This window comes from Agromyces sp. H66 (genome assembly GCF_004959775.1).
Classification (GTDB): domain Bacteria; phylum Actinomycetota; class Actinomycetes; order Actinomycetales; family Microbacteriaceae; genus Agromyces.
Window position 1 is genome coordinate 21,566 of the sequence record NZ_SJZG01000016.1, and the last position, 20,516, is coordinate 42,081.

Annotated in this window: 14 protein-coding genes; 6 read left to right on the forward strand and 8 right to left on the reverse strand. The window is 71.6% G+C overall.

The genetic code is table 11. The features are described from left to right. Window positions 1–19: 19 nt before the first annotated feature. Both rpmI and infC read right to left on the reverse strand, forming a co-directional pair. Window positions 20–214 carry a 50S ribosomal protein L35 gene (gene rpmI, locus EZM51_RS18850; RefSeq protein WP_136709856.1) on the reverse strand — a complete coding sequence of 65 codons (195 nt, stop codon included), beginning with the start codon at window positions 212–214 and terminating at the stop codon, window positions 20–22. A gap of 54 nt (window positions 215–268) precedes the next feature. After that, window positions 269–886 (reverse strand): translation initiation factor IF-3, encoded by a 618-nt coding sequence (gene infC, locus EZM51_RS18855; RefSeq protein ID WP_136709857.1) that lies wholly within the window; start codon window positions 884–886, stop codon window positions 269–271. Between the two features lie 274 nt (window positions 887–1,160). Between infC and EZM51_RS18860 the strand changes: the two genes are divergently transcribed. After that, window positions 1,161–1,511 (forward strand): DUF1844 domain-containing protein, encoded by a 351-nt coding sequence (locus tag EZM51_RS18860; RefSeq protein ID WP_248305740.1) that lies wholly within the window; start codon window positions 1,161–1,163, stop codon window positions 1,509–1,511. Between the two features lie 66 nt (window positions 1,512–1,577). On the opposite strand, the gene EZM51_RS18865 is transcribed toward EZM51_RS18860, so the two are convergent. From EZM51_RS18865 to EZM51_RS18885, 5 genes are all read right to left on the reverse strand, one after another. Beyond that, a complete protein-coding gene (locus tag EZM51_RS18865) occupies window positions 1,578–2,333 on the reverse strand; it encodes a glycosyltransferase family 2 protein (protein ID WP_136709859.1) in 756 nt (251 codons plus the stop codon). Window positions 2,334–2,373: 40 nt separating this feature from the next. Beyond that, on the reverse strand, window positions 2,374–3,150 hold the full coding sequence (locus tag EZM51_RS18870) for a DNA-formamidopyrimidine glycosylase family protein (RefSeq protein WP_136709860.1): 777 nt from the start codon (window positions 3,148–3,150) through the stop codon (window positions 2,374–2,376). After that, a complete protein-coding gene (locus EZM51_RS18875) occupies window positions 3,137–7,690 on the reverse strand; it encodes an ATP-dependent helicase (RefSeq protein ID WP_136709861.1) in 4,554 nt (1,517 codons plus the stop codon). Before EZM51_RS18875 ends, EZM51_RS18870 begins: the two co-directional genes overlap by 14 nt. Window positions 7,691–7,741: 51 nt before the next feature. Continuing rightward, entirely contained in the window at window positions 7,742–9,145 is a 1,404-nt protein-coding gene (locus EZM51_RS18880) for a pyridoxal-dependent decarboxylase (RefSeq protein ID WP_136709862.1), read from the reverse strand. 82 nt (window positions 9,146–9,227) lie between these two features. Further along, a complete protein-coding gene (locus EZM51_RS18885; protein WP_136709863.1) occupies window positions 9,228–10,757 on the reverse strand; it encodes an alpha/beta hydrolase in 1,530 nt (509 codons plus the stop codon). Between the two features lie 173 nt (window positions 10,758–10,930). On the opposite strand from EZM51_RS18885, the gene EZM51_RS18890 reads away from it, so the two are divergent. The 5 genes from EZM51_RS18890 to EZM51_RS18915 all read left to right on the forward strand — a co-directional run bounded on the left by EZM51_RS18890 (window position 10,931) and on the right by EZM51_RS18915 (window position 19,979). Beyond that, the gene (locus EZM51_RS18890; protein ID WP_211195989.1) at window positions 10,931–12,691 is read left to right on the forward strand and encodes an Hsp70 family protein; all 1,761 of its coding nucleotides are present in this window, start codon (window positions 10,931–10,933) and stop codon (window positions 12,689–12,691) included. Continuing rightward, entirely contained in the window at window positions 12,688–15,228 is a 2,541-nt protein-coding gene (locus tag EZM51_RS18895) for a helix-turn-helix transcriptional regulator (protein ID WP_136709864.1), read from the forward strand. The genes EZM51_RS18890 and EZM51_RS18895 overlap by 4 nt, the downstream gene beginning before the upstream one ends. 217 nt (window positions 15,229–15,445) lie before the next feature. Next, on the forward strand, window positions 15,446–16,357 hold the full coding sequence (locus EZM51_RS20715; RefSeq protein WP_169053989.1) for an IniB N-terminal domain-containing protein: 912 nt from the start codon (window positions 15,446–15,448) through the stop codon (window positions 16,355–16,357). Between the two features lie 113 nt (window positions 16,358–16,470). Continuing rightward, the gene (locus EZM51_RS18910; RefSeq protein WP_136709866.1) at window positions 16,471–18,396 is read left to right on the forward strand and encodes a dynamin family protein; all 1,926 of its coding nucleotides are present in this window, start codon (window positions 16,471–16,473) and stop codon (window positions 18,394–18,396) included. After that, a complete protein-coding gene (locus EZM51_RS18915) occupies window positions 18,393–19,979 on the forward strand; it encodes a dynamin family protein (RefSeq protein ID WP_248305741.1) in 1,587 nt (528 codons plus the stop codon). Before EZM51_RS18910 ends, EZM51_RS18915 begins: the two co-directional genes overlap by 4 nt. Here the strand turns inward: EZM51_RS18915 and EZM51_RS18920 are convergent. After that, window positions 19,863–20,510, reverse strand: coding sequence for a hypothetical protein (locus tag EZM51_RS18920; RefSeq protein WP_136709867.1), 648 nt, complete (start codon window positions 20,508–20,510; stop codon window positions 19,863–19,865). The two genes, EZM51_RS18915 and EZM51_RS18920, sit on opposite strands and share 117 nt — an antisense overlap. Between the last annotated feature and the right edge of the window lie 6 nt (window positions 20,511–20,516).

Here is a 20,516-nt window from a genome sequence, read left to right on the forward strand (position 1 = left end):
TCCTAACGGATCTCGCGGCTCAGCGGCCGAGAAGCTTCTTGACGACCTTGGTGTCGGGAGCCGACAGCACCTTGTCCTGGTTCAGGCGGGCCTTGCGCTTCGAGGGCTTGCCCTCGAGGTTGTGGCGCATCCCGGCCTGCTGCTTCCGGATCTTGCCGCTGCCGGTGATCTTGAAGCGCTTCTTCGACCCGGAGTGGGTCTTCTGCTTCGGCATCTCGTGTCTCTCCTTGGTTCTGCCGCCACGGGGTGGCGGACGGGGGTGCCTGGCCTACGCCTCGTCGGTTTCGGCCGTCTGCGCGGGGCCGTCGGCGGCATCCGCCGCCGGTCGGGCCTTCGCCGCAGCACGCTGTGCATTCGCCTCGGCCTTGGCCTCGGACTTGTTCTTGAGGGGCGCGATGACCATGACCATGTTGCGGCCGTCGATGGTGGGGTTGTGTTCGACCGTGCCGAACTCCGCCACGTCCTCGGCGAAGCGCTGCAGGAGGCGGACACCCATCTCGGGACGCGACTGCTCGCGCCCGCGGAAGAGGATCATCGCCTTCACCTTGTCGCCGGACTTCAGGAAGCCGACGGCGCGCTTCATCTTGGTCTCGTAGTCGTGCTTGTCGATCTTGAGGCGGAACCGAACCTCCTTGAGGATCGTGTTCGCCTGGTTGCGCCGGGCCTCTTTCGCCTTCTGCGCAGCCTCGTACTTGTACTTGCCGTAGTCCATGATCTTGGCGACCGGCGGCTTCGAGTTGGGTGCGACCTCGACGAGGTCGAGATCGGCCTCCTGCGCGAGCCGCAGGGCCACCTCGATCTTCACGACGCCGACCTGCTCTCCGCCGGGGCCCACGAGGCGGACCTCGGGAACGCGGATACGGTCATTGGTACGGGGATCGCTGATGCGTGTACTCCTCTACTCAAGCTGTTGCTCGAACGGGAGGCGGATGCCGCCCGTCGACGAGAGCGGAGGATCCACGCAGGCTCGCACGGAATCGCACCGTGCGGCACTACGGCCCCCTGTCTACTCCCCCGCACTGTGCTGGCTGCTCAGTGGCGTGGAAGCGGAGGGCGATCGACCCGGTAACCTTGATGAAGCGGTATGCGCGGGTGGGAGGAACTCCACTTTCGTACCGGGGACTGGCCCCGGGCCCGCAGTAGTCTAACAGAGGATGTCTGTGAGCGACAGTTCAGACGAGTCCACCGTCGAGGGCGCGACCCGCGACATCGCCGAGGTCCCGGCCGTCGAGATCATCACGACGGCCGCCGTGCATCTCATGAGCGCCGCCGCCGTCAAGGTCGGCCTGGCCGACGATCCCGACGAGCAGCTCGACCTTGACGAGGCCCGCAAGCTCATCAACGCCCTCGCCGGGCTCATCACGGCGGGCGCGCCCGAGATCAGCGACGTGCACGCGCGATCGCTGCGCGACGGCCTGCGCTCGCTGCAGCTCGCGTTCCGCGAGGCATCCGTCATCGCCGACCCCGTCGGCAAGGGCCCGGGCGAGAAGTGGACGGGACCGGTCAGCTGACCACCCGCACAGGATTCAGGAACGCGGCAGCCGATACGCTCAGCGTGCGCAGCGTGGGTGCGTCGGTCAGCGCGGGGCGTCGGCGCGTTCGCGACGGCTCGCGACCCAGGCTCGCCGGCGCTCGAGGAACGGTTGCTCGCGCCGGTTGATGAGAGCGGTGTCGCGCGCCATCCGCACGGCCCGGTTGTTCCTCGCCCAGCTCTCGAACGGTCGCGCCGAGACGCCCACTTCGAGCGTCGGGTCGAATCGCACCCCCATGCCGGGCTGGAGGTTGATCGTGAGGTCGAGGTCGTCGGTCACGTCGGAGATGTCGCGATGCACGTGCTCACGGAGCACACGCCAGGCGGACGCCCGGATCGCGAGGTTCGACCCGTAGAGCACGTCGTGCCCGAGCACCCATGCGACGAACCGGTAGTACATCGGCATGTGCAGGCGTTCGGCGTACCAGCGGATGATCGCCGTGCCGCCGTAGAACCGGCCGGGACCCGAGAGCGCGTCGAGGCGGGGGGCGTCGGCGAACGCGCGCTCGACGCGTTCGACCCAGTCGGCGGGCGGGATCGAGTCGGCGTCGAGGCGACCGAGCACGTCTCCGACCGCGGCGTCGAAGCCGGCGGCGGTGGCGCCCGGAATGCCCCGGAGCGACTCGGTCACGACCCGCGCGCCGGTCGCGCGCGCGACCTCGACCGTGGCGTCGGTCGAACAGTTGTCGACGACGACGATCTCGTCGGCGGGCCGTGTCTGCCTGCCGAGCGCGTCGAGGCATTGCTCGAGCATGACGGCGTCGTTGTACGAGGGCACGACGACCGAGATCATGAGGGACATCGGAGCAAGGATACGGCCCATCGGGCGTCACCTCGGGATCTCACCGCTGGCATCTCGGGCACCAGTACGTCTCGCGCAGCTCGAGCTCGTTGCGGCCGAGGCGCCCGTGCTCGATGCGGGTGCCGCACCGCCGGCACGGCTCGCCGCCGCGACCGTAGACCCAGAGGCGCTCGCCACGACGATCGACGCCCGTCGTCGTGCGCGAGACGCGGTCGCGATTGGCCCGGATGACGCGGCTCGCGAGGTCGACGAGCGGCGGCAGGTCGACGGTCGACACCGGCCGCGTCGGCAGCACTCCGCGCAGGTAGCACAGCTCGTTGACGTACACGTTGCCGAGCCCGGCGAGATTCCGCTGTTCGCCGAGGGCGACCGCGATCGGCACGTCGGGCGACGCCGCGATGCGCCGCACGGCATCGTCGGCGTCCCAGTCGGGACCGAGGAGGTCGGGACCGAGATAGGCCATGCGGTCGGCCTCCTCGTCGGCCGGAAACACCTCGAGCACGCCGAGGTCGAAGCCGACGGCGACCGCGTCGGAGGTCTCGATGACGACTCTGGCCCGATGGGCGGGACGCCGCCACCGCTCCCCCGGCCGGAACACGCCCCACTCGCCCTCCATCTTCAGGTGCGAGTGCACCACCCGGTCGCCGACGCGCATGAGCAGGTGCTTGCCGCGAGCCGCAACGGAGTGCACGGTCTCGCCGGCCAGGTCGACGGTGGCGTACGCGGGCACCCGGAAGTCGCTCCGCGTCACGACCCGCCCGGCGAGGGCCTCGGCGAGCCGCCGCGCCGCCTGGTGGACGGTGTCACCTTCGGGCATCGAAGCGCAGCCCCCTGGGTGTCTCGCGGAACCCCGCCGCACGCAGCGGCTGCTCGAGCACCGAGCCGTACACGCCGCCGCCGTTGACAGTCTCGATGCGGAGCTTCGGCGACCCCGCACGGGCGAGCGCGTCCGCGAGCGCGGATGCCGCGGCCGCGAGCGTGTCGGCGTCGTCGGTGAACACGAGCGTGGTGCGCCCGCCCCGCTCCAGGTAGAAGGCCGCCTCGCCGTCGACGATCGTGACGAACGCGCCGGCCTTGCGGGCCGGCCGGTGCCCGCCGTCGGCCGTCTCGGGCCAGTCGAGCGCCGCGCCGAACGGATTCGCCGGGTCGGTCGCCGCGAGCGCGACGGCCGCCCCGCGTGGGGCGCCGCGCAACCGGTCGACCGCGGCGGTCGAGGCGAACTGGGCGCCGCCCTGCCCGTCGATGAAGTACCCGCGCCGCACGCGACCGGACTCCTCGAAGGTCGACAACGACCGGTAGGCGAGGGCGAATCCGCCGAGCACGCCCTCGGCCACGACCGATCCACGGGTCACGACGCCGTAGCGCTCGAGGAGCGTCTCGCCCAGCGCGTGCGCCCGGGGTGTCGCCTGCGAGCTCGCGAGCGGCAGGATCGCCCAGCGCCCGGCGGCGCGCGGCGGGTTCGCACGCGCGGCCGCGGCGCGTGACGACTGGACCTCGGCGGCGAGCGCGCGGCGCGTCAGCGACCGACCGCGCATTCGAGCCCGTGGCGTCGCGGGCGCGGTCTTGTGCGCGCCGCGACCCGCGACGAGGCCTCGTACCGGCGCGAACGTGTCGTTGGTCACGAGGCCCGCCCAGGCGAGCCGCCAGAGCGCGTCGACGACGGGCTCGACGTCGGTGGCCCCGATCGCCTCGACGAGTTGGCGGAAGAAGTAGCCGCCACCGCCGCCGAGCGTGGCGAGCAGCTCGGTCTCGAGCGGGTCGAGCGGCGCGGCCGCCGGTGCCGGCAGCGTGAACTCGGCGGTGTCGGCGAGGTGGAGGCTGATCCAGCCGTCGTCGCCCGGGAGCGATCCGGCACCGGCCCACAGCACCTCGCCCGAGGAGGTGAGCTCGTCGAGCATGTCGGGCCGATAGTCGCCGACGCGTGCGGGCAGCACGAACGACTCCCACGCCGACGCCGGGATGCGCGCGCCCTCGAGCTGCTCGATGACCGCTGCGACACCGTCGACGCCGCTGAGCCTGGCGCCGACGTGCTGCCATTCGGGCAGGAACCTCGCGAACTCGCGCGGCGGCACCGGCTCGATCTCGTTGCGGAGCGCGGCGAGCGAGCGACGGCGGATGCGCCGGAGCACCTCGCTGTCGCACCACTCGGTGCCGGCGCCGTGCGGGAGGAACTCCCCCTCGACCACCCGGCGCTCGGCCGCGAGTCGGCCGAGCGCCGATGCGGCGACGACCTGCCCGATGCCGAAGCGCTCGGCGACGGCCGCCGCCGTGAACGGTCCGTGCGTGCGCGCGTAGCGGCTCACGAGGTCGCCGAGCGGGTCGCGCACCGGCTCGCCGAACACCTCGGGCAGGCCCGGCGGAATCGGGACGCCGAGGGCGTCCCGGAGTCGGCTGAGGTCTTCCACGACGGTGAACCGGGTGTCGCCCGCGAATCGCACCTCGGCGATGCGCCGGGCGGCGACGAGCGCCGCGAGGGCGGCTGCGGCATCCGTCGCCTCGTCGGTGCGTTCGGCGACCTCGGCGGCCGTGAGCGGTCCGAGTTCGCGGAGCAGGTCGGCGACGCCCTCCTCGCCGCGCGCGGCGCGGTCGGGCACGAGCCGCTGCAGCATCCGCTCGGTCTCCTCGACGACCTCGGGATCGAGGAGCTCGCGCAGTTCGACGGTGCCGAGCAGTTCGGCGAGCAGGCCGGGGTCGAGCGAGAGCGCGGCCGCGCGACGCTCGGCGAGCGGTGCGTCGCCCTCGTACATGAACGCGCCCACGTAGCCGAACAGGAGGCTCGACGCGAACGGGCTCGCCGTCTCGGTGGTGACCTCGACGAAGCGCACCCGTCGTGAGGCGATGCGTTCGGCGAGGGCGGTGAGGGCCGGCAGGTCGTAGACGTCCTGGAGGCACTCGCGCACGGCCTCGAGGATGATCGGGAAGTCGGGGTAGTCGCGCGCCACCTCGAGGAGCTGCGACGCACGCTGCCGCTGCTGCCACAACGGCGAGCGACGGCCCGGGTTGAGCCGCGGCAGCAGCAGCGCCCGTGCCGCGCACTCGCGGAACCGGGACGCGAACAGCGCCGAGTCGCCCACGCGCTGCGTCACGAGCTCGGCGAGTTCGGCCGCCTCGAACGTGAAGAGCTCGGCGCCGGGTGGCTCGTCGGCGGTGTCGGGCATGCGCAGCACGATGCCGTCGTCGCTCGCGACGGCGTTGGCGTCGACGCCGAACCGCTCCTGCACCCGCGCCCCCGCGGCGAGTGCCCAGGGCGCGTGCACGCGCATGCCGTACGGCGAGTGCAGCACGATGCGCCAGTCGCCGAGCTCGTCGCGGAACCGCTCGACCACGAGGTTCGTCGCGTCGGGCACGACCCGGGTCGCGGTGCGCTGGTCGTCGACGAAGGCGACGAGATTGGATGCCGCGCGCTCGTCGAGACCGGCGGCGCGGGCGCGAGCGAGGCCCGTGTCGGGCGGCGCGCCGGCGATCTCGGCGATGAACCCGCCGATCGCCTCGCCGAGCTCCGCCGGACGCCCGATGCCGTCGCCCTTCCAGAACGGCAGGCGCCCGGGTTCCCCGATCGCGGGCGCCACGAGCACCCGGTCATGCGTGATCTCCTGGATGCGCCAGCTGGTGGCGCCGAGCGCGAAGACGTCGCCGACACGCGACTCGTAGACCATCTCCTCGTCGAGTTCGCCGACCCGGCGACCCGGTCCGGCCTCGCCGATCATGAAGACGCCGAAGAGCCCGCGGTCGGGGATGGTGCCGCCGCTCGTGACCGCGAGTCGCTGCGCGCCGCGGCGGCCGACGATGGTGCCGGCGTCGCGATCCCACACGAGGCGCGGGCGCAGCTCGCCGAAGCGGTCGGACGGGTAGCGGCCGGCGAGCATGTCGAGGGTCGCATCGAACGCCGAGCGCGGCAGCGTGGCATAGGGCGCCGCGCGGCGGACGAGCTCGAACCAGTGCTCGACGTCCCATTCGTCGATGGCGGCGGCGGCGATGGTCTGCTGCGCGAGCACGTCGAGCGGGTTCGTGGGCACGCGCATCGCCTCGATGGCGCCCGCGACCATGCGCTCGGCGACGACGGCGGAGTGGAGCAGGTCGGCACGGTGCTTCGGGAAGACGACGCCCTTCGAGATCTCGCCCACCTGGTGCCCGGCGCGTCCGATGCGCTGCAGGCCGCTCGCGACCGACGGCGGCGACTCGACCTGCATGACGAGGTCGACGGCGCCCATGTCGATGCCGAGCTCGAGGCTCGAGGTGGCGACGACGCAGCGCAGCCGTCCGGCCTTCAGGTCGGCCTCGACGATGGCGCGCTCCTCCTTGCTGACCGACCCGTGGTGGGAGCGGGCGAGCACGGGCTCGGCGCCGGTGGTGATGCCCGAGGCGCCCGGCAGTTCGGCGGGTGGGCGCGGTGCCGGCACGGCGTCGACGCGGGATGCCGCGACGGGCACCGCCTCCGCTGTGGACGCGGGCACGGCCTCCGCCACGCGTTCCGCCCAGAGCTCGTTGAGCCGCGCCGTGAGGCGCTCGGCGAGCCGTCGCGAGTTGGCGAACACGATGGTGGATCGGTGCGCGAGCACCTCGTCGAGGATCGCCGCCTCGACGTGCGGCCACACCGACCCCGAGCCCGACTCGGTCGCGAGGTCGGAGAAGTCCTCGACGGGAACCGTGACGCGGATGTCGAACCGCTTGCCGGCGGCCGGCGCCACGATGCGCACGGGCCGCGTGCCCGCGAGGAACCGGGCGACCTCCTCGTGCGGCCGCACGGTGGCCGACAGTCCGATGCGCTGCACGGGTGCGGCCGTGATCGCGTCGAGGCGTTCGAGCGACAGCGCGAGATGTGCGCCGCGCTTCGTTCCGGCGAGCGCGTGGATCTCGTCGACGATCACCGTCTCGACCCCGCGCAGCGTCTCGCGGGCGGCCGACGTGAGCATCAGGAACAGCGACTCGGGCGTCGTGATGAGGATCTCGGGCGGATGCGTCACGAGGGACCGGCGCTCGGCGGGCGGCGTGTCGCCCGATCGCACGCCGACGCTCACCTCGGGCACTTCGAGCCCGTGCGCCGCCGCGGTGCGGGCGATGCCGACGAGCGGCGCCCGCAGGTTGCGCTCCACGTCGACGCCCAACGCCTTGAGGGGCGACAGGTAGACGACCTTCGTGCCCGTGGTCGCGGCATCCGCGCCCGACGCGTGCAGTCGGTCGATCGCCCACAGGAATGCGGCGAGCGTCTTGCCCGAGCCGGTCGGTGCGACCACGAGCGCGTGCTCGCCGCGCGAGATGGCCTGCCACGCCTCGCGTTGCACGGCCGTGGGCTCGGCGAACGACTCGGTGAACCACGCCCGGGTCGCGGGCGAGAACGAGCTCAACGCCTCCGCCATGCCTCCATTCAAGCGGATGCCCCTGACGCGACGCCGTGAGCGGAGGAGGCCTCAGCCGGTGCGCAACGCGGCCAGCGCCCGCCCGACGGCGTCGACGGTGCGGCGCACCTCTGCGGCATCCGTCTGCCAGTTGCTCACCGAGAAGCGCACGACGGCCCGGTCGTGCCAGCGCGACGTCATCGCGAGCACCTCCCCGTCGTCCCACAGCCGCCGGCTCAGCGCCTCGGTCGCGGCGTCGTCGTCGAGGGCGATGCACACCTGCGTGAAGACCACCTCGTTGAGCACCTCGACCCCGGGCAGCGCCGCCACCCCGTCGGCGATGCCGCGCGCGGCATCCGCCAGTCGTTCGACGAGCGCGGCCACGCCCGAGCGACCGAGGGAACGCAGCACCGCCCAGGTCGGCAGGCCACGCGCGCGCCGGGACAGCTCGGGCACCTTCTCGTGCGGGTCGGCGCCCTCGTCGGTGGCCTGCAGGTAGCTGGCGTGCATGCTGAGTGCGCGATGCATCGCGTGCGCGTCGCGCACGATCGCGAGCCCGCAGTCGTACGGCACGCTGAGCGTCTTGTGCGCGTCGGTCGACCAGGAGTCCGCGGCATCCATGCCGGCGACGAGGTGCCGGAACCGAGGCGACGCGCCCGCCCACAGGCCGAATGCGCCGTCGACGTGCACCCATGCCCCCGCCTCGTGCGCGGCCTCGATGGCCGGACCGAAGTCGTCGAAGGCCCCCGAGTGGATGTTGCCCGCCTGCAGCAGCACGATCGCGGGCCCGCTGCCCGCCGCGAGCGTTGCGCGCAGCTCGTCGATGCGGATGCGGCCCTCGACATCACTGGGCACGACGATGGGCGAGCCGAGCCCGAGGTAGCGGCCCGCGAGGTCCACGGTGCCGTGCCGCTCCTCCCCCACGATGAACCGGATCGGGGGGCCGCCCGCCATGCCCTGCGTCTCGACGTCCCAGCCGGCGCGCCGCAGCACCTCGTCACGGGCGGCGGCCATGCACGTGAACTGCGCCATGGTCGCACCGGTGGTGAAGCCCACCTGGCTTCCGTCGGGCAGCCCGAGCAGGTCGACGAGCCACTCCTCGGCGAGTTCCTCCGCGGCGACGGCGGCGGGCGTGATGGTGCGCAGGCCCGTGTTCTGGTCCCACGCCGAGACGAGCCAGTCGGCGGCGAGCGCGGCCGGCTGGGTGCCGCCGATCACCCATCCGTAGAAGCGCGGCGACCCGATCGCGATGAGTCCCGGCTCGGCTCCCTCCGCCAGTCGCTCGATCACGTCGACCGCCGGCTCGCCCGTCTCGGGGAGCTCCCGGCCGAGGCGTTCCTTGAGGTCGTCGGTCCCGAGCCGCGGCGGGATCGGGCGATCGCGGATGCCCCGGAGCCACGCCTTCGCGTGTCGCTCGGCGATCTCGAGCACGTCGTCGTACGGGCGGTCCTGCCGCCCCTCCTGCCGGTCGGCCATGATGCACCTGTATCCTGCGCGTCGGGTGCGCCCTCCGATCATGCGCCCGCGCCCGGCGGCGGGTCAACGACCGGAAGGGGGGTCAGCAGACGACGTCGGCGGTCGGCACGACGCCGTCGAGCAGGTACTGTTCGACGGTCGTGTCGACGCACGCGTTCCCCTTGTTGAAGGCGGTGTGCCCGTCGCCCTGTCGCGTGACGAGGATGCCGCTCTCGAGTTGCGACGCCACATCGACGGCCCACTGGTACGGCGTCGAGGGATCGTTCGTGGTGCCGAGGACGAGGATCGGCGCCGCACCCGGCGCCGTGATCGGCGCCGGTACGTTCTCCGAGGCGAACGGCCACGACAGGCACGAGAGGTCGCTGAAGGCGAAGTACGCGCCGAGGTACGGGGCGGCATCGATCAGGGCCTTCCCCTGCTCCCTCATGACTGCGACGTTGTTCTGCGCAGGATAGTCGAGGCACTTGACCGCCCGGAGCGCCTCGAAGAGGTTGCCGGAGTACGAGCCGTCAGGGGTCCTACCGTAGTAGCCGTCGACCAGGGTGAGGGCGAACTCGGCCTGACCGGCGAGGACGGTGGAGAACAGCGTGTCGAGCGCCGGCCAGGTCTGGGCGTCGTAGAGCGGGGCCGCGATGGCGACGAGGAGGGTGTCCGCACCGACCGCCCGCCCGTCCGTCGACGGGATCGGATTCCTCGAGACGGCGTCGAGGATGTCGCGCACCATGGCCATCGCGTCATCGACGGTCCCCTGGAACGGGCAGGTCGCGGCCGGGATGCACGTGGCGAGGTACGAGCGGAGCGCCGCTTCGAAGCCCCGCGCCTGGGCGAGGGTCAGCTGGGGCTCGCCGAGGCTCGGGTCGATGGGTCCGTCCAGCACCATTCGCCCGACCTTGTCGGGATGCGCCCCGGCGTAGACGGTGCCGAGGTATGCGCCGTACGAGTACCCGAGGTAGTCGAGCCGTTCCTCGCCCAGGATGGCCCGCAGCATGTCGAGGTCTCGGGCCGCGCTCTCGGTGTCGACGTTCTCCAGCAGTGCGCCGGTCCGCGCGAGGCACGCCTGTCCGAAGGCGTGCGTGAGCTGGTTCTGGCCGGTGATCCACGCGTTGCTCCCACGTGCCCCGGGGGCGACGCCGTACACGAGGCTGTCGAGCTGGGCCGGCTCGAAGCACGACACCGCGGTGGACCGCCCGACGCCACGAGGATCGAAGCCGACGATGTCGTATCGGTCCTGGACCGCCTCGGGGACGGCGACGTCGAGGGATGACGCCACGAAGTCGTACCCCGATACACCGGGACCACCCGGATTCAACAGGAGTGAGCCGATCTTCTCCTCCTCCGCAGGCTGACGGATGAGGGCGAGTTCGATGTCGTCGGCCGAGGGGTCCGCCCAGTCGAGCGGCGCCTTCGCCGTCGAACAGAGGAACTCACCGCACTGGTCCCAGCGAAGCACCTGCGAGTAGAACGGTTCGAGGGGAGCGCCGACCTCCTCGGGCACCGGGGTGGACTCCTCGACGACAGGGAAGAACAACGACATCCCGCATCCACTGAGCGCCAGCGCAGTCAGCGCCGAGCCGACCACGACCGGCACGACCGCCCCCCGTGCGCGTTCCATGATCCACCCAGTATGACTGGCCGATGCCCGCGGTCTGTACCCCGAACGAGGCACCTGTACCCCAAACAAGGGCCAGCAAAAGGGTTGCCGCATTCCCGGTGCCGAGGAATACTCGCGAGTGATCGGTGCGCTGGGGGCGATGGGGCCGGCGTGCGATCGCGAGGGGGAACGAAGTGACGTCGTACGTGCTCGGGATCGATATCGGCACGAGCTTCACGGCCGCCGCGATCGGTCGGCGCCGAGCCGACGGGTCGATGGCCTACGAGCCGCTCGAACTCGGAACGCGGCGGGCCGCCGTGCCGAGCGTCGTGTACCTCGCCGAGGACGGCGGCGTCGTCGTCGGCGAGCAGGCAGAGCGGCGGGCGATGGACGAACCCGACCGAGTGGTGCGCGAATTCAAGCGTCGCATCGGCGACGAGACGCCCATCATCGTCGGCGGCCTCAGCGTGACGGCCGAGGACATCTTCTCCGTCGTCGCACAGTGGGTGGTCGAACGCGCCGAAGCGCACGAGGGCTGCGCACCCGCCGTCGTCGCGGTGTCGCACCCGGCGTCGTGGGGTGAGCATCGGATCGGGGTCATCCGGACCGCCCTGGCCGGCGTCGGACTGGCGAACGTCGAGTCGGTCAGCGAGCCCGAGGCGGCGGGTCTGCACTACCTGGACCGCGAGAAGGTCGAGACCGGCGAGACCATCGCGGTGTACGACCTCGGTGGCGGCACGTTCGACGTCGCCCTCATCCGGAAGGAGGAGGACGACGCATTCCAGGTCATCGGCAGGCCGGCGGGCATCGATCGACTCGGCGGGGCCGATTTCGACCAGCGGATCTTCGAGCACGTGAAGGCGCTCGCGCCCGCAGCGTTCGACGGCCTCGAAGAGGACGGGCCGGAGGCCGCACTCGCGCTCGCGCGGGTACGCCGCGAGTGCACCGACGCGAAGGAGGCGCTCTCGTTCGACACCGAGACGTCCGTACCGCTCCTCCTGCCCGGCAGCCACACGCGCATCCGGCTCGTGCGGCCCGAATTCGAGCAGATGGTCGACGAGGCGCTCAGGAGCACGATCGACACGCTCCGCCTGGCCATCGAGCGCGCTGCGCTCGAGGTCTCGGACGTCGCCACCGTGCTGCTCATCGGCGGCTCCTCGCGGATTCCCGCGGTCGCACAGCTCGTCTCCGCCGAACTCGAACTGCCGGTCGCCGTGGACGCCGACCCGAAGGCATCGATCAGCCTCGGAGCCGCCGTGGCCGCCGCGCGGAAGCTCGAACCGGCCGCGGCCGATACCGCGGGGGCGTTCGGAACACCACCCGACGAGGCGGCGGACGCCCCGGACGGAGCCCGCGCACCCGCCTCCGCACCGACCGCGATCCGCGAGTCCGCACGCACCTCGATCGGACTCAGGGCGACCGTGCTGGCGGGCATCGTCGCGGCCGTCGTCGCCGTGCTCATCCCGATCACGCCGCTCGCCGTCGGTACCCAGGAACGACCCGACGAGGACGACACCGGTGAACCCCAAGGGTTGACCGGAGTCCTCTTCGGCGATTACGCCATCGGCGGACTCCCCTTGACCCTCGACGGCGGATCGACGGCCCCGCCGCCGGACAGCGAGGACGATCAGTCCACGCCGGAAGACAGCGACACGGACGATCCCGTGAGTGCCCTCTCCCGTCCGATCTCATCGGCGAATGGCGGTACGGAGACGGCCGCGGCTCCGAGCGACTCCTCCGGAACGGCGGATGCCCCGGCCGACTCCACGACCGAGCCGGCCACCACGACCGACCCGACGACCGACCCCGCCACCGAGCCGGCACCGACGACCGACCCGACGACCGAGCCGGCACCGACGACCGACCCGACGACCGAGCCGGCACCGACGACCGAGCCCACCACCGCGCCCGAGCCCACCACCGACCCCACCGAGTCACCCGCGCCCACACCATGAGCCACCCGCATTCGCGGCTCGACGGGCCGGAGACCGGAGTGGCGGGGTGGGAGGAGGCCACGGCGCTCCTGCGCCAGGTCCGCGATGGTGTGGCGCCGGTCCACGCCGGCATCACGGGGCCCGGGGGGTCGGGCAAGTCCACGCTGCTCGCGGAGATCGCCTCGACCCTGCGAAGCGAGGGCATCCGCGTGGCCGAGGGCCTGGACGAGGTGGGTCGCATCGACTCGGGCCCGGAGCGGATCACGCTCATCGTCGACGACCTCGAGCGTCTCGGCGACGACGACATCGCGCGGCTCTCGGAGCTCGCGTGCCCCGACGGTCCGCACCTCGTCGCCGCGTTCCGCTCATGGCCGCGGTCTGACGCTGCTGCCGAACTCGTCGAGCGACTCGGCAGGCGGCGACCCCACATCGGCCTGCGTCCGCTCTCGCCGGTGGACGTCCGTGCACGTGCGGCCGAGTTGCTGGGCGACGCGCCGTCCCTCCCGCAACTCGAGCGTCTCACGACGCTCGCGGGCGGCAACCCGCGATTGGTCGATCTGCTCCTGGCCGCACTCCGCGACGAAGCGTGGGACCCCCGCACGTCGAGCCCGCTTCCCGTCACGCTGCTGGCGCAACTGCGCCATCGGCTGGATCGTCTCGACCGGGAATTCCTCGACTTCCTGGTCGCCCTGGCGGTCGGATTCTCGGGATCCGGCCCCGTTCTGGCGATGGCGCCCCGGTTCCGGAACTCGGACCTGCACGGACTGATGTCCGAAGCCCGGGCATCAGGCCTCGTCGCACCCGACGGGTCGCTCATCCCGATCGTGCGATTCGCCGTACTGCAGAGCGCCCCGGAACACGAGCTGTGGGCGGGGCGACGCGAGTTCGTCGATGCGATGGAAGCCGCCCGCCTTCCGCTCGGCGAGTCGGCCCTCGAGCTCGCCCGCGGTGGATATCGGGACGTGCGCGTGGCGGACGCATTGCAGGTCCGCGGTGACGCGCTCCTCCCGACCGAGCCGGCGGAGGCATGGGAGCAGTACACGGTGGCCATCGAGGCGGGCGCCGACGCTCCATCGCTCGCCGGCAGGCGGGCCCAAGCGGCGTGGTCGGCGGGCGACATCCACGCGGCCGAGCGGCTGGTCGACGGCCTGCTGGCCGCACACGAGCATCCGGATCTTCCCCGCGTGATGAACGTGGCTGCGGCGATCTGGGCACGCAGGGGGATGCCCGGGCGCGCCGCCGAAACCTACCTCGGGCTCGCGGAGGCGGATGCATGGGGCGCGGAACCGCTGGCGGCGGTGTGCCAGGCGGCGACCGGCGAGCTCGCCCAGGCACGGGCGACGCTCGCCGCCGCGTCGAACCACGGCGTCCCCGGTTCGTCGCAGGTCGCCGTGCTGCTGATGGCGGAGGGGATGATCGCGGCGCTCGAAGGCGCCTCCGACTGCGGGCTCTCGTCACTCCTCCAGGCTTCGAGCATCATGAACGAGTCGCGCGAGATCGTTCCGCTGCCCGAGGTGCCTGCCGTCCTCGCCGCTCACGTCGCCGTCAATGCCGGCGAGCTCGGCATCGCCGTCGAGGTGCTCCAGGCTGCCGGAGCCGCCGAGCAGGGCGGGCTCGCGTTCGAGAACCGCCTGCGTCTCACCGAGGCGCTGATCGAGCTCCGCGCCGACCACCCGGCGCGTGCGCGTGCGCTCCTGACCGGAGTCGACGAGTCGGAGCGTCCGCTCGGGCTGCGCTCGGACGTGCTCGCCCACGCGGTGCGCATCGGTCTCGCCCGCCGAACCGATGATCTCGCGGCCCTCGTCCGGGCATGGAGCGCCGCACGGCCCGTCATCGCTCGCATGCCGATCGATCTGATGGGACTCGCCTCCCTCGCCGAGCTCGCCATCGCGGCGGCCCGGCTCGGTGAGACGCACCTGCTCGAGGCACCGCTCGCCGCGGCCGAGGAGCTCCTCGAGCGAGCGGGCCGGCCGGCGGCGTGGTCGATGAACCTGCACTGGGCGGGCATCCAGTCGGCCATCCTTCGCGAGGACCGGCCGGAACTCGAGCGCCATGCGGCCGCGCTGCTCGAGATGGCGGCCGCCAATCGCGTGGCGGGCATGCTGGCCGAGGCCGGACGCGTCTGGGCGGCGGCCCTCGCCGGCCGGGCGGAGACGATCGCGGTGGAGCACGCCGTGCGCGACCTCGCGGCGGCCGGATACCGCTGGGATGCCGGGCGTCTTGCCGGGCACGCCGCCGGGCGGGCCGCCGAACACACGGACACGCTGCAGCTCATGGCCCTCGCCCGCAGCATGCACGCCGAAGACGGTCGGAGCGACACCGCCGACGGTGCCGGCGAGGACGGACGGCGCGACGAGGCGGGGCTGAGCGCCCGCGAACGCGAGGTGGCTCGCCTGGTGCTCGAGGGCAAGACGTATGCGGAGATCGGGAGCACGATCTTCATCTCCCCTCGCACCGCCGAGCATCACATCGCGCGGATCCGCCGTCGACTGGGCGTGACGACACGCTCCGAACTGCTGGCCCGGCTCCGACTCGTCCTCGCCGAGGAGGACGGCTGACGTTGACGTTCCGACGCCCGGCCCCCGCTCGGCCGCGGACCCGCTGCCGGAATCCCCCATCCCCCCTCTCCGCCCCCTACCCGACCCCCATCCGCAGGCCAGGAGGAATGGGGATCGGCACCGATGACGCATCCGGCGGAAGACGGGAGGCTTCTCGGTGGGGGCCGGCATCGGTGTCGGCCATCGACCTACACCTCGCAGAGGAGGGGAACTGATCATGGCAAACATCACCACGGCATTGCTCGACTTCCTGATGGGCCTGCTCAAGAGCCCGGAGGCGGCCGCGGAGTTCGCGAACGACCCCGACACGGCAATGGCGAACGCCGGGCTCCAGGGAGTCTGCGCTGCAGACGTCGACGCGGTGCTTCCCGTCGCGCTCGACTTCGGACCCGTCGGCAACCGCACCTACGACACGGGCGGCAACGCGATCGGCGGCAACACCACGGATGTCGACCAGAGCGCAGGCGGCGGAGGCGGCGGCTGGGGCGGCGGCGGCCACGGCGGCGGCGGCGACGGCTGGGGCGGCGGCGGCTGGGGCGGCGGCGGCGACGGCGGCGGCTGGGGCGGTCACGGCGGCGGCCACGGCGGCGGGTACGACGAGGCCGTCGCGAAGCTGATGAGCGTCGTGAACAACTACTCGTACATCGACGACCGCGACGTCATCAACGACCAGTCCGTGAACCAGAACATCCTGGCCAACGACTCCATCCTGCTCCAGAACTTCGAGAACGAATCGCTCACGATGGGCGACGGCAACATCGTCGCCACGAAGGGCGGGAGCGTCGAGACCGAGTCGATCAACGCCGACGACGGCGCCATCGTCGCCTCGAAGGGCGGCGAGGTCGACGCGATCGAGGCCGAGGACAGCATCGTCGCCACCACTGGCGGCGAAGTGAACGTCGCGGGCGACGACCTCGCCAACAAGGGCGGCGAAGTCGACAACGAGGTCGAGGACTCGTACAACGACAACTCGGTCAACGACTCGTTCGACGACAACAACATCGCCGTCGACTCGTTCGACGACAACGTCGTCGTGGAGGAATCGCTCAACGGCAACAACCTCGAGTCGGGTCCTGGCGACCTGACCGAGGTCGAGGTCGAGGTCGAGGTCGAGGACGTCACCCTGTAGCGATCACGATCATCGCATGAGACCGGCTCGGCCCGGCACGGAGGATTCCGCGTCGGGCCGAGCCCACGCCTGTTCTGCTTGAATTGGATCGGACTGCGAAGGGGAGGACGTCGATGGAGCGCCTCATCGAACTCGTCGACCAGGGCATCGCCCTCGCCGGCAGCGGCGACCGCGCGGATCTTCGCCGCCGCCTGGAGCAGGCGAAGGACCGCCTCCTCGACCCGAGCATCCGGGTCATCGTCGTCGGCGAGTTCAAGCAGGGCAAGAGCCAGCTGGTGAACGCGCTCGTCAACGCGCCGGTCTGCCCGGTCGATGACGACATCGCCACGGCCGTCCCGACCACCATCCGATTCGGTCCGGAACCGACGGCATTCGTCCTGTCGCAGCGATCCGTCGCCGGCACGGTCGAGTCCGGCACCGATGTCGACCGCACCGAAGTACCGATCGCCGAGCTCGACGGCTACGTCTCGGAACGCTCCGGCCGCGATGCCGATCACGTGGTCACGGGGGCCGAGGTCTTCCTGCCCCGGAAGATCCTCGAACGCGGTCTCACCCTCATCGACTCGCCGGGCGTCGGTGGCCTCTCCTCCGCGCACGCGCTCACCACGCTGGCCGCCCTGCCCTCCGCCCACGCGATACTGTTCGTCTCCGACGCGTCGCAGGAGTTCACCGCGCCCGAGATCACGTTCCTCCGTCATGCTATGCGCATCTCGCCGAACGTCGCGTGCGTGCTCAGCAAGACCGACCTGTATCCGCACTGGCGCCGGATCGAGGAGCTCGACCGAGCCCACCTCGACGCGATCGACCCCGGCATCCCGCTCTTCCCCGTCTCCTCGCAGCTGCGGTTGGCAGCCGTGGAGGCGGGAGACCAGGAACTTCATGCCGAGTCGGGATTCGGCGACCTCGCCGTCCATCTGCTGCGCGACGTGGTCGGTCAGGCGGAGCTCATCCAACGCAGGTCCGCGGCCAACGACCTGCTCTCCGCGAGCGAACACGTACGGCTGGCCATCGACTCCGAGCTGCAGGCGCTCCAGAACCCCGAGAAGACCCCCGAGATGATCGCCCGGCTCGAGGCCACGAAGGAGCGGGCCGACGAGCAGCGCCGTATCTCCGCGCGCTGGCAGATCACCCTGAACGACGGGGTGGCCGATCTCATCGCCGACATGGAGCACGACCTGCGCGATCGCATGCGCGCCATCCAACGCGAGGCCGAGAACTCGATCGACGAAGGGGATCCGGGGCCGGTCTGGGACCAGTTCGTCGACTGGTTCGAGGATCGCGTCTCGGCCGCGGTCAGCGACACGTTCGTATGGACGCAGGAGCGGTCGACGTGGCTCGCCGAACGGGTGGCTCGGCTCTTCACCGAGGACGAGGCGATCCTCCCCGACCTCCACGTGGACGACACCCGCGACGTGCTCGACCCCGTCGGCGAGATCGCGTCGCTCGATTCCGGCCGGCTCGGCCCGATGCAGAAGTTCTACATCGGCCTCAGAGGTTCGTACGGCGGAGTCCTCATGGTCGGCATCGTCACCGGCATCATCGGGATGAGCATCATCAATCCGCTGTCCCTCGCCGCAGGAGCAGTGATCGGCCGCAAGGTCTACAAGGACGACACGAAGGCTCGGCTGGAACGACGTCGCAACGAGGCCAAGAACCTCATCAGACGCCAGGTCGACGAGGTCATCTTCCAGGTCGGCAAGCAGTTGCGCGATCGCTTGCGGCTCGTGCAGCGCACCACTCGCGACCACTTCACCTCCATCGTCGACGAACTGCATCGCTCGCTCGCCGATTCGCTGCTCGCGGCGCAGAAGGCCGCATCGAGATACACCGAGGAGCGCGACGGGCGGATCGCCGCCCTCCGGCGCGACCTCCAGCGCGTCGACGCCCTCACCGAGAAGGCTCGCGCGATCGACACCGTTCAGGCGTCCGGCGGCGCCCCATCGTCGACGACCGACCGGCCGACACCGGCGAAACGGTCGACGCCGGTTGCGACGGCACCGGCGACCGCCGCCCCCTCGGCGGCGACGGACCCGGCGTGAGTGTCAGCGTGCTCGCCGAGGCGCGCCGGCTGCTCGCCGCCGCCGCCGCCGAGTACCGCGACGACCCCGAGGCCCGTCGGCAGGTCGAGGAGCACGCCAGGCGGCTCGACGAACCCCTTCGCGTCGCCATCGCCGGTATGGTCAAGGCCGGGAAATCGACGCTGCTGAACGCCATCATCGGCGAGGAGATCGCCCCGACCGACGCCGGTGAGTGCACGAAGGTCGTCACCTGGTATCGGCACGGGACGACGCCGAAGATCACGATCCACCTCCGCGATGGAGGCTCGCGGACGATTCCCATGCGCCGGAACGACGGAAGACTCGTCATCGACCTCGGGACGGCCACGGCCGAGGAGACCGACCGGATCGAGGTCGAGTGGCCGTCCAAGCGCCTCGAGGACGTCACGCTCATCGACACTCCCGGCATCGCGTCCCTGTCCAGCGACGTCTCGGCCCGCTCGGCCGCGTTCCTCACGCCGGACGAGGCGCCATCCGAAGCGGACGCCATCATCTACCTGATGCGTCACCTCCATTCGGCAGACCTCGGCTTCCTCTCCGCCTTCCACGACACCGTGGTCGGGGCATCCTCGACGGTCAACGCGATGGCCGTGCTCTCCCGGGCCGACGAGATCGGTGCGGGACGCATCGACGCCCTGCTCTCCGCCCGCACGATCGCCGAGCGCTATCGCGCCGATGCGACACTGCGATCACTCGCGCTCGACGTCGTCCCGATCGCCGGGCTGCTGGCGCAGTCGGCGCGCACGCTGCGCCAGCGAGAGTTCGAGGCGCTGCAGGTGATGGCCGGGCTCGGCCGCGACGAACGCGAGCGACTGCTCGTCTCGGCCGACCGATTCGTGCGAACCGACGTCGGGATCGACCTGCCGGTGGAGGATCGCAGCTCACTGCTCGACCGCTTCGGCATGTTCGGGGTCAGGATGGCCGCGGTGGTGATCCGCTCGGGATGCCGGGACGCGACCGACCTCGCCGACGAGTTGTACCGACGAAGCGGCATGGAGGAGCTGGTGCGGATCGTCTCCGACCAGTTCCGGTCCCGGGCCGACGCGCTCAAGACCCGCGTCGCCCTCGCCGCGCTCGGCGCCATCATCCGGCGCCGGCCGACCGCGCGCTCGTCCGAACTCGCCGGGATGATCGAACGACTCGAGGCGAACGCCCACGAACTGCGCGAACTCAGCCTGCTCGCCGCCGTACGCAGTACGAGCATCGGGCTGGCGCCGGCCGAGACCGAAGAGGCCGAACGCCTGGTCGGCGGCTCCGGAACCTCGCCTGCCCGGCGGCTCGGCCTTCCCGCGGACACCCCCGCCGAGGATGTGCGCGAGGCGGCCGCGGCCGCCCTCCGTCGATGGCGGGCGATGGTCGGAAGCCCGCTGCTCGACCAGGCAGCGACCGAGGCGTGCCAGGTGGTCACCCGGTCGTGCGAGGCGATGGTGATGGGGCTCGCACCCGAGTCAGTCGAGCGACGCCCGTTGCGACTCGTCCTTCATCCGGAACCACCGGTTGGCGGACGGGACGATGCAGATGAACCATCCGATGGCCGCGAGCGCGAGCCCCACCAGGAGCAGTAGCTCGATCAGCCCGGGCCAGTCGTCGAGCGCGAGGACCGCCGATGCGACGAACGCCGAGACGGCATGGAACGCGAGCACCGGTAGCATCACCCATCGCGCTCCCCCGCGGCGGCCGAGCATGAACCCGAGCAGGAGCGCCTCGGCGGCGATCACCAACCCGATCGTCGCGATGCTCATCCAGTAGAACACGTCGACCAGCCCACGCAGATCGGCTTCGACATAGCCCGGCGCGAGACGGCCGAGCGTCGTGGTCAACCGCTCGGTGAGTTGGTCGTACGTGATGAATGCGATGAACACCGCCGCGCCGTTGAGCACGAACCCGATGGTCCACAGCGATCGGGCGACCCTGACGGCCCGCGGCATCGGGATCGGGCGCAGGACCGGCGGTCTCGGCCCGATCGTGAGGGCGGGTCGTGCCGGCGGCGGGGCCCCCTCGTCATCGCTCGGCCGCGCGAGCGGAGACCGGTCGCCACCGGGCTGGACGGCCGCGTCGGCATCATCGACAGGTGAGCCGGAATCGCGTTCCCCCATGGCAGG

Bases quoted from the DNA above. Each gene is read 5' to 3' on its own strand.
- EZM51_RS18870 (WP_136709860.1), bottom strand. From the start codon at position 3,150: ATGCCCGAAGGTGACACCGTCCACCAGGCGGCGCGGCGGCTCGCCGAG.
- EZM51_RS18880 (WP_136709862.1), bottom strand. From the start codon at position 9,145: ATGGCCGACCGGCAGGAGGGGCGGCAGGACCGCCCGTACGACGACGTG.
- EZM51_RS20715 (WP_169053989.1), top strand. From the start codon at position 15,446: ATGGCAAACATCACCACGGCATTGCTCGACTTCCTGATGGGCCTGCTC.
- EZM51_RS18910 (WP_136709866.1), top strand. From the start codon at position 16,471: ATGGAGCGCCTCATCGAACTCGTCGACCAGGGCATCGCCCTCGCCGGC.
- EZM51_RS18875 (WP_136709861.1), bottom strand. From the start codon at position 7,690: ATGGCGGAGGCGTTGAGCTCGTTCTCGCCCGCGACCCGGGCGTGGTTC.
- EZM51_RS18920 (WP_136709867.1), bottom strand. From the start codon at position 20,510: ATGGGGGAACGCGATTCCGGCTCACCTGTCGATGATGCCGACGCGGCC.
- rpmI (WP_136709856.1), bottom strand. From the start codon at position 214: ATGCCGAAGCAGAAGACCCACTCCGGGTCGAAGAAGCGCTTCAAGATC.
- EZM51_RS18895 (WP_136709864.1), top strand. From the start codon at position 12,688: ATGAGCCACCCGCATTCGCGGCTCGACGGGCCGGAGACCGGAGTGGCG.
- EZM51_RS18885 (WP_136709863.1), bottom strand. From the start codon at position 10,757: ATGGAACGCGCACGGGGGGCGGTCGTGCCGGTCGTGGTCGGCTCGGCG.
- EZM51_RS18865 (WP_136709859.1), bottom strand. From the start codon at position 2,333: ATGTCCCTCATGATCTCGGTCGTCGTGCCCTCGTACAACGACGCCGTC.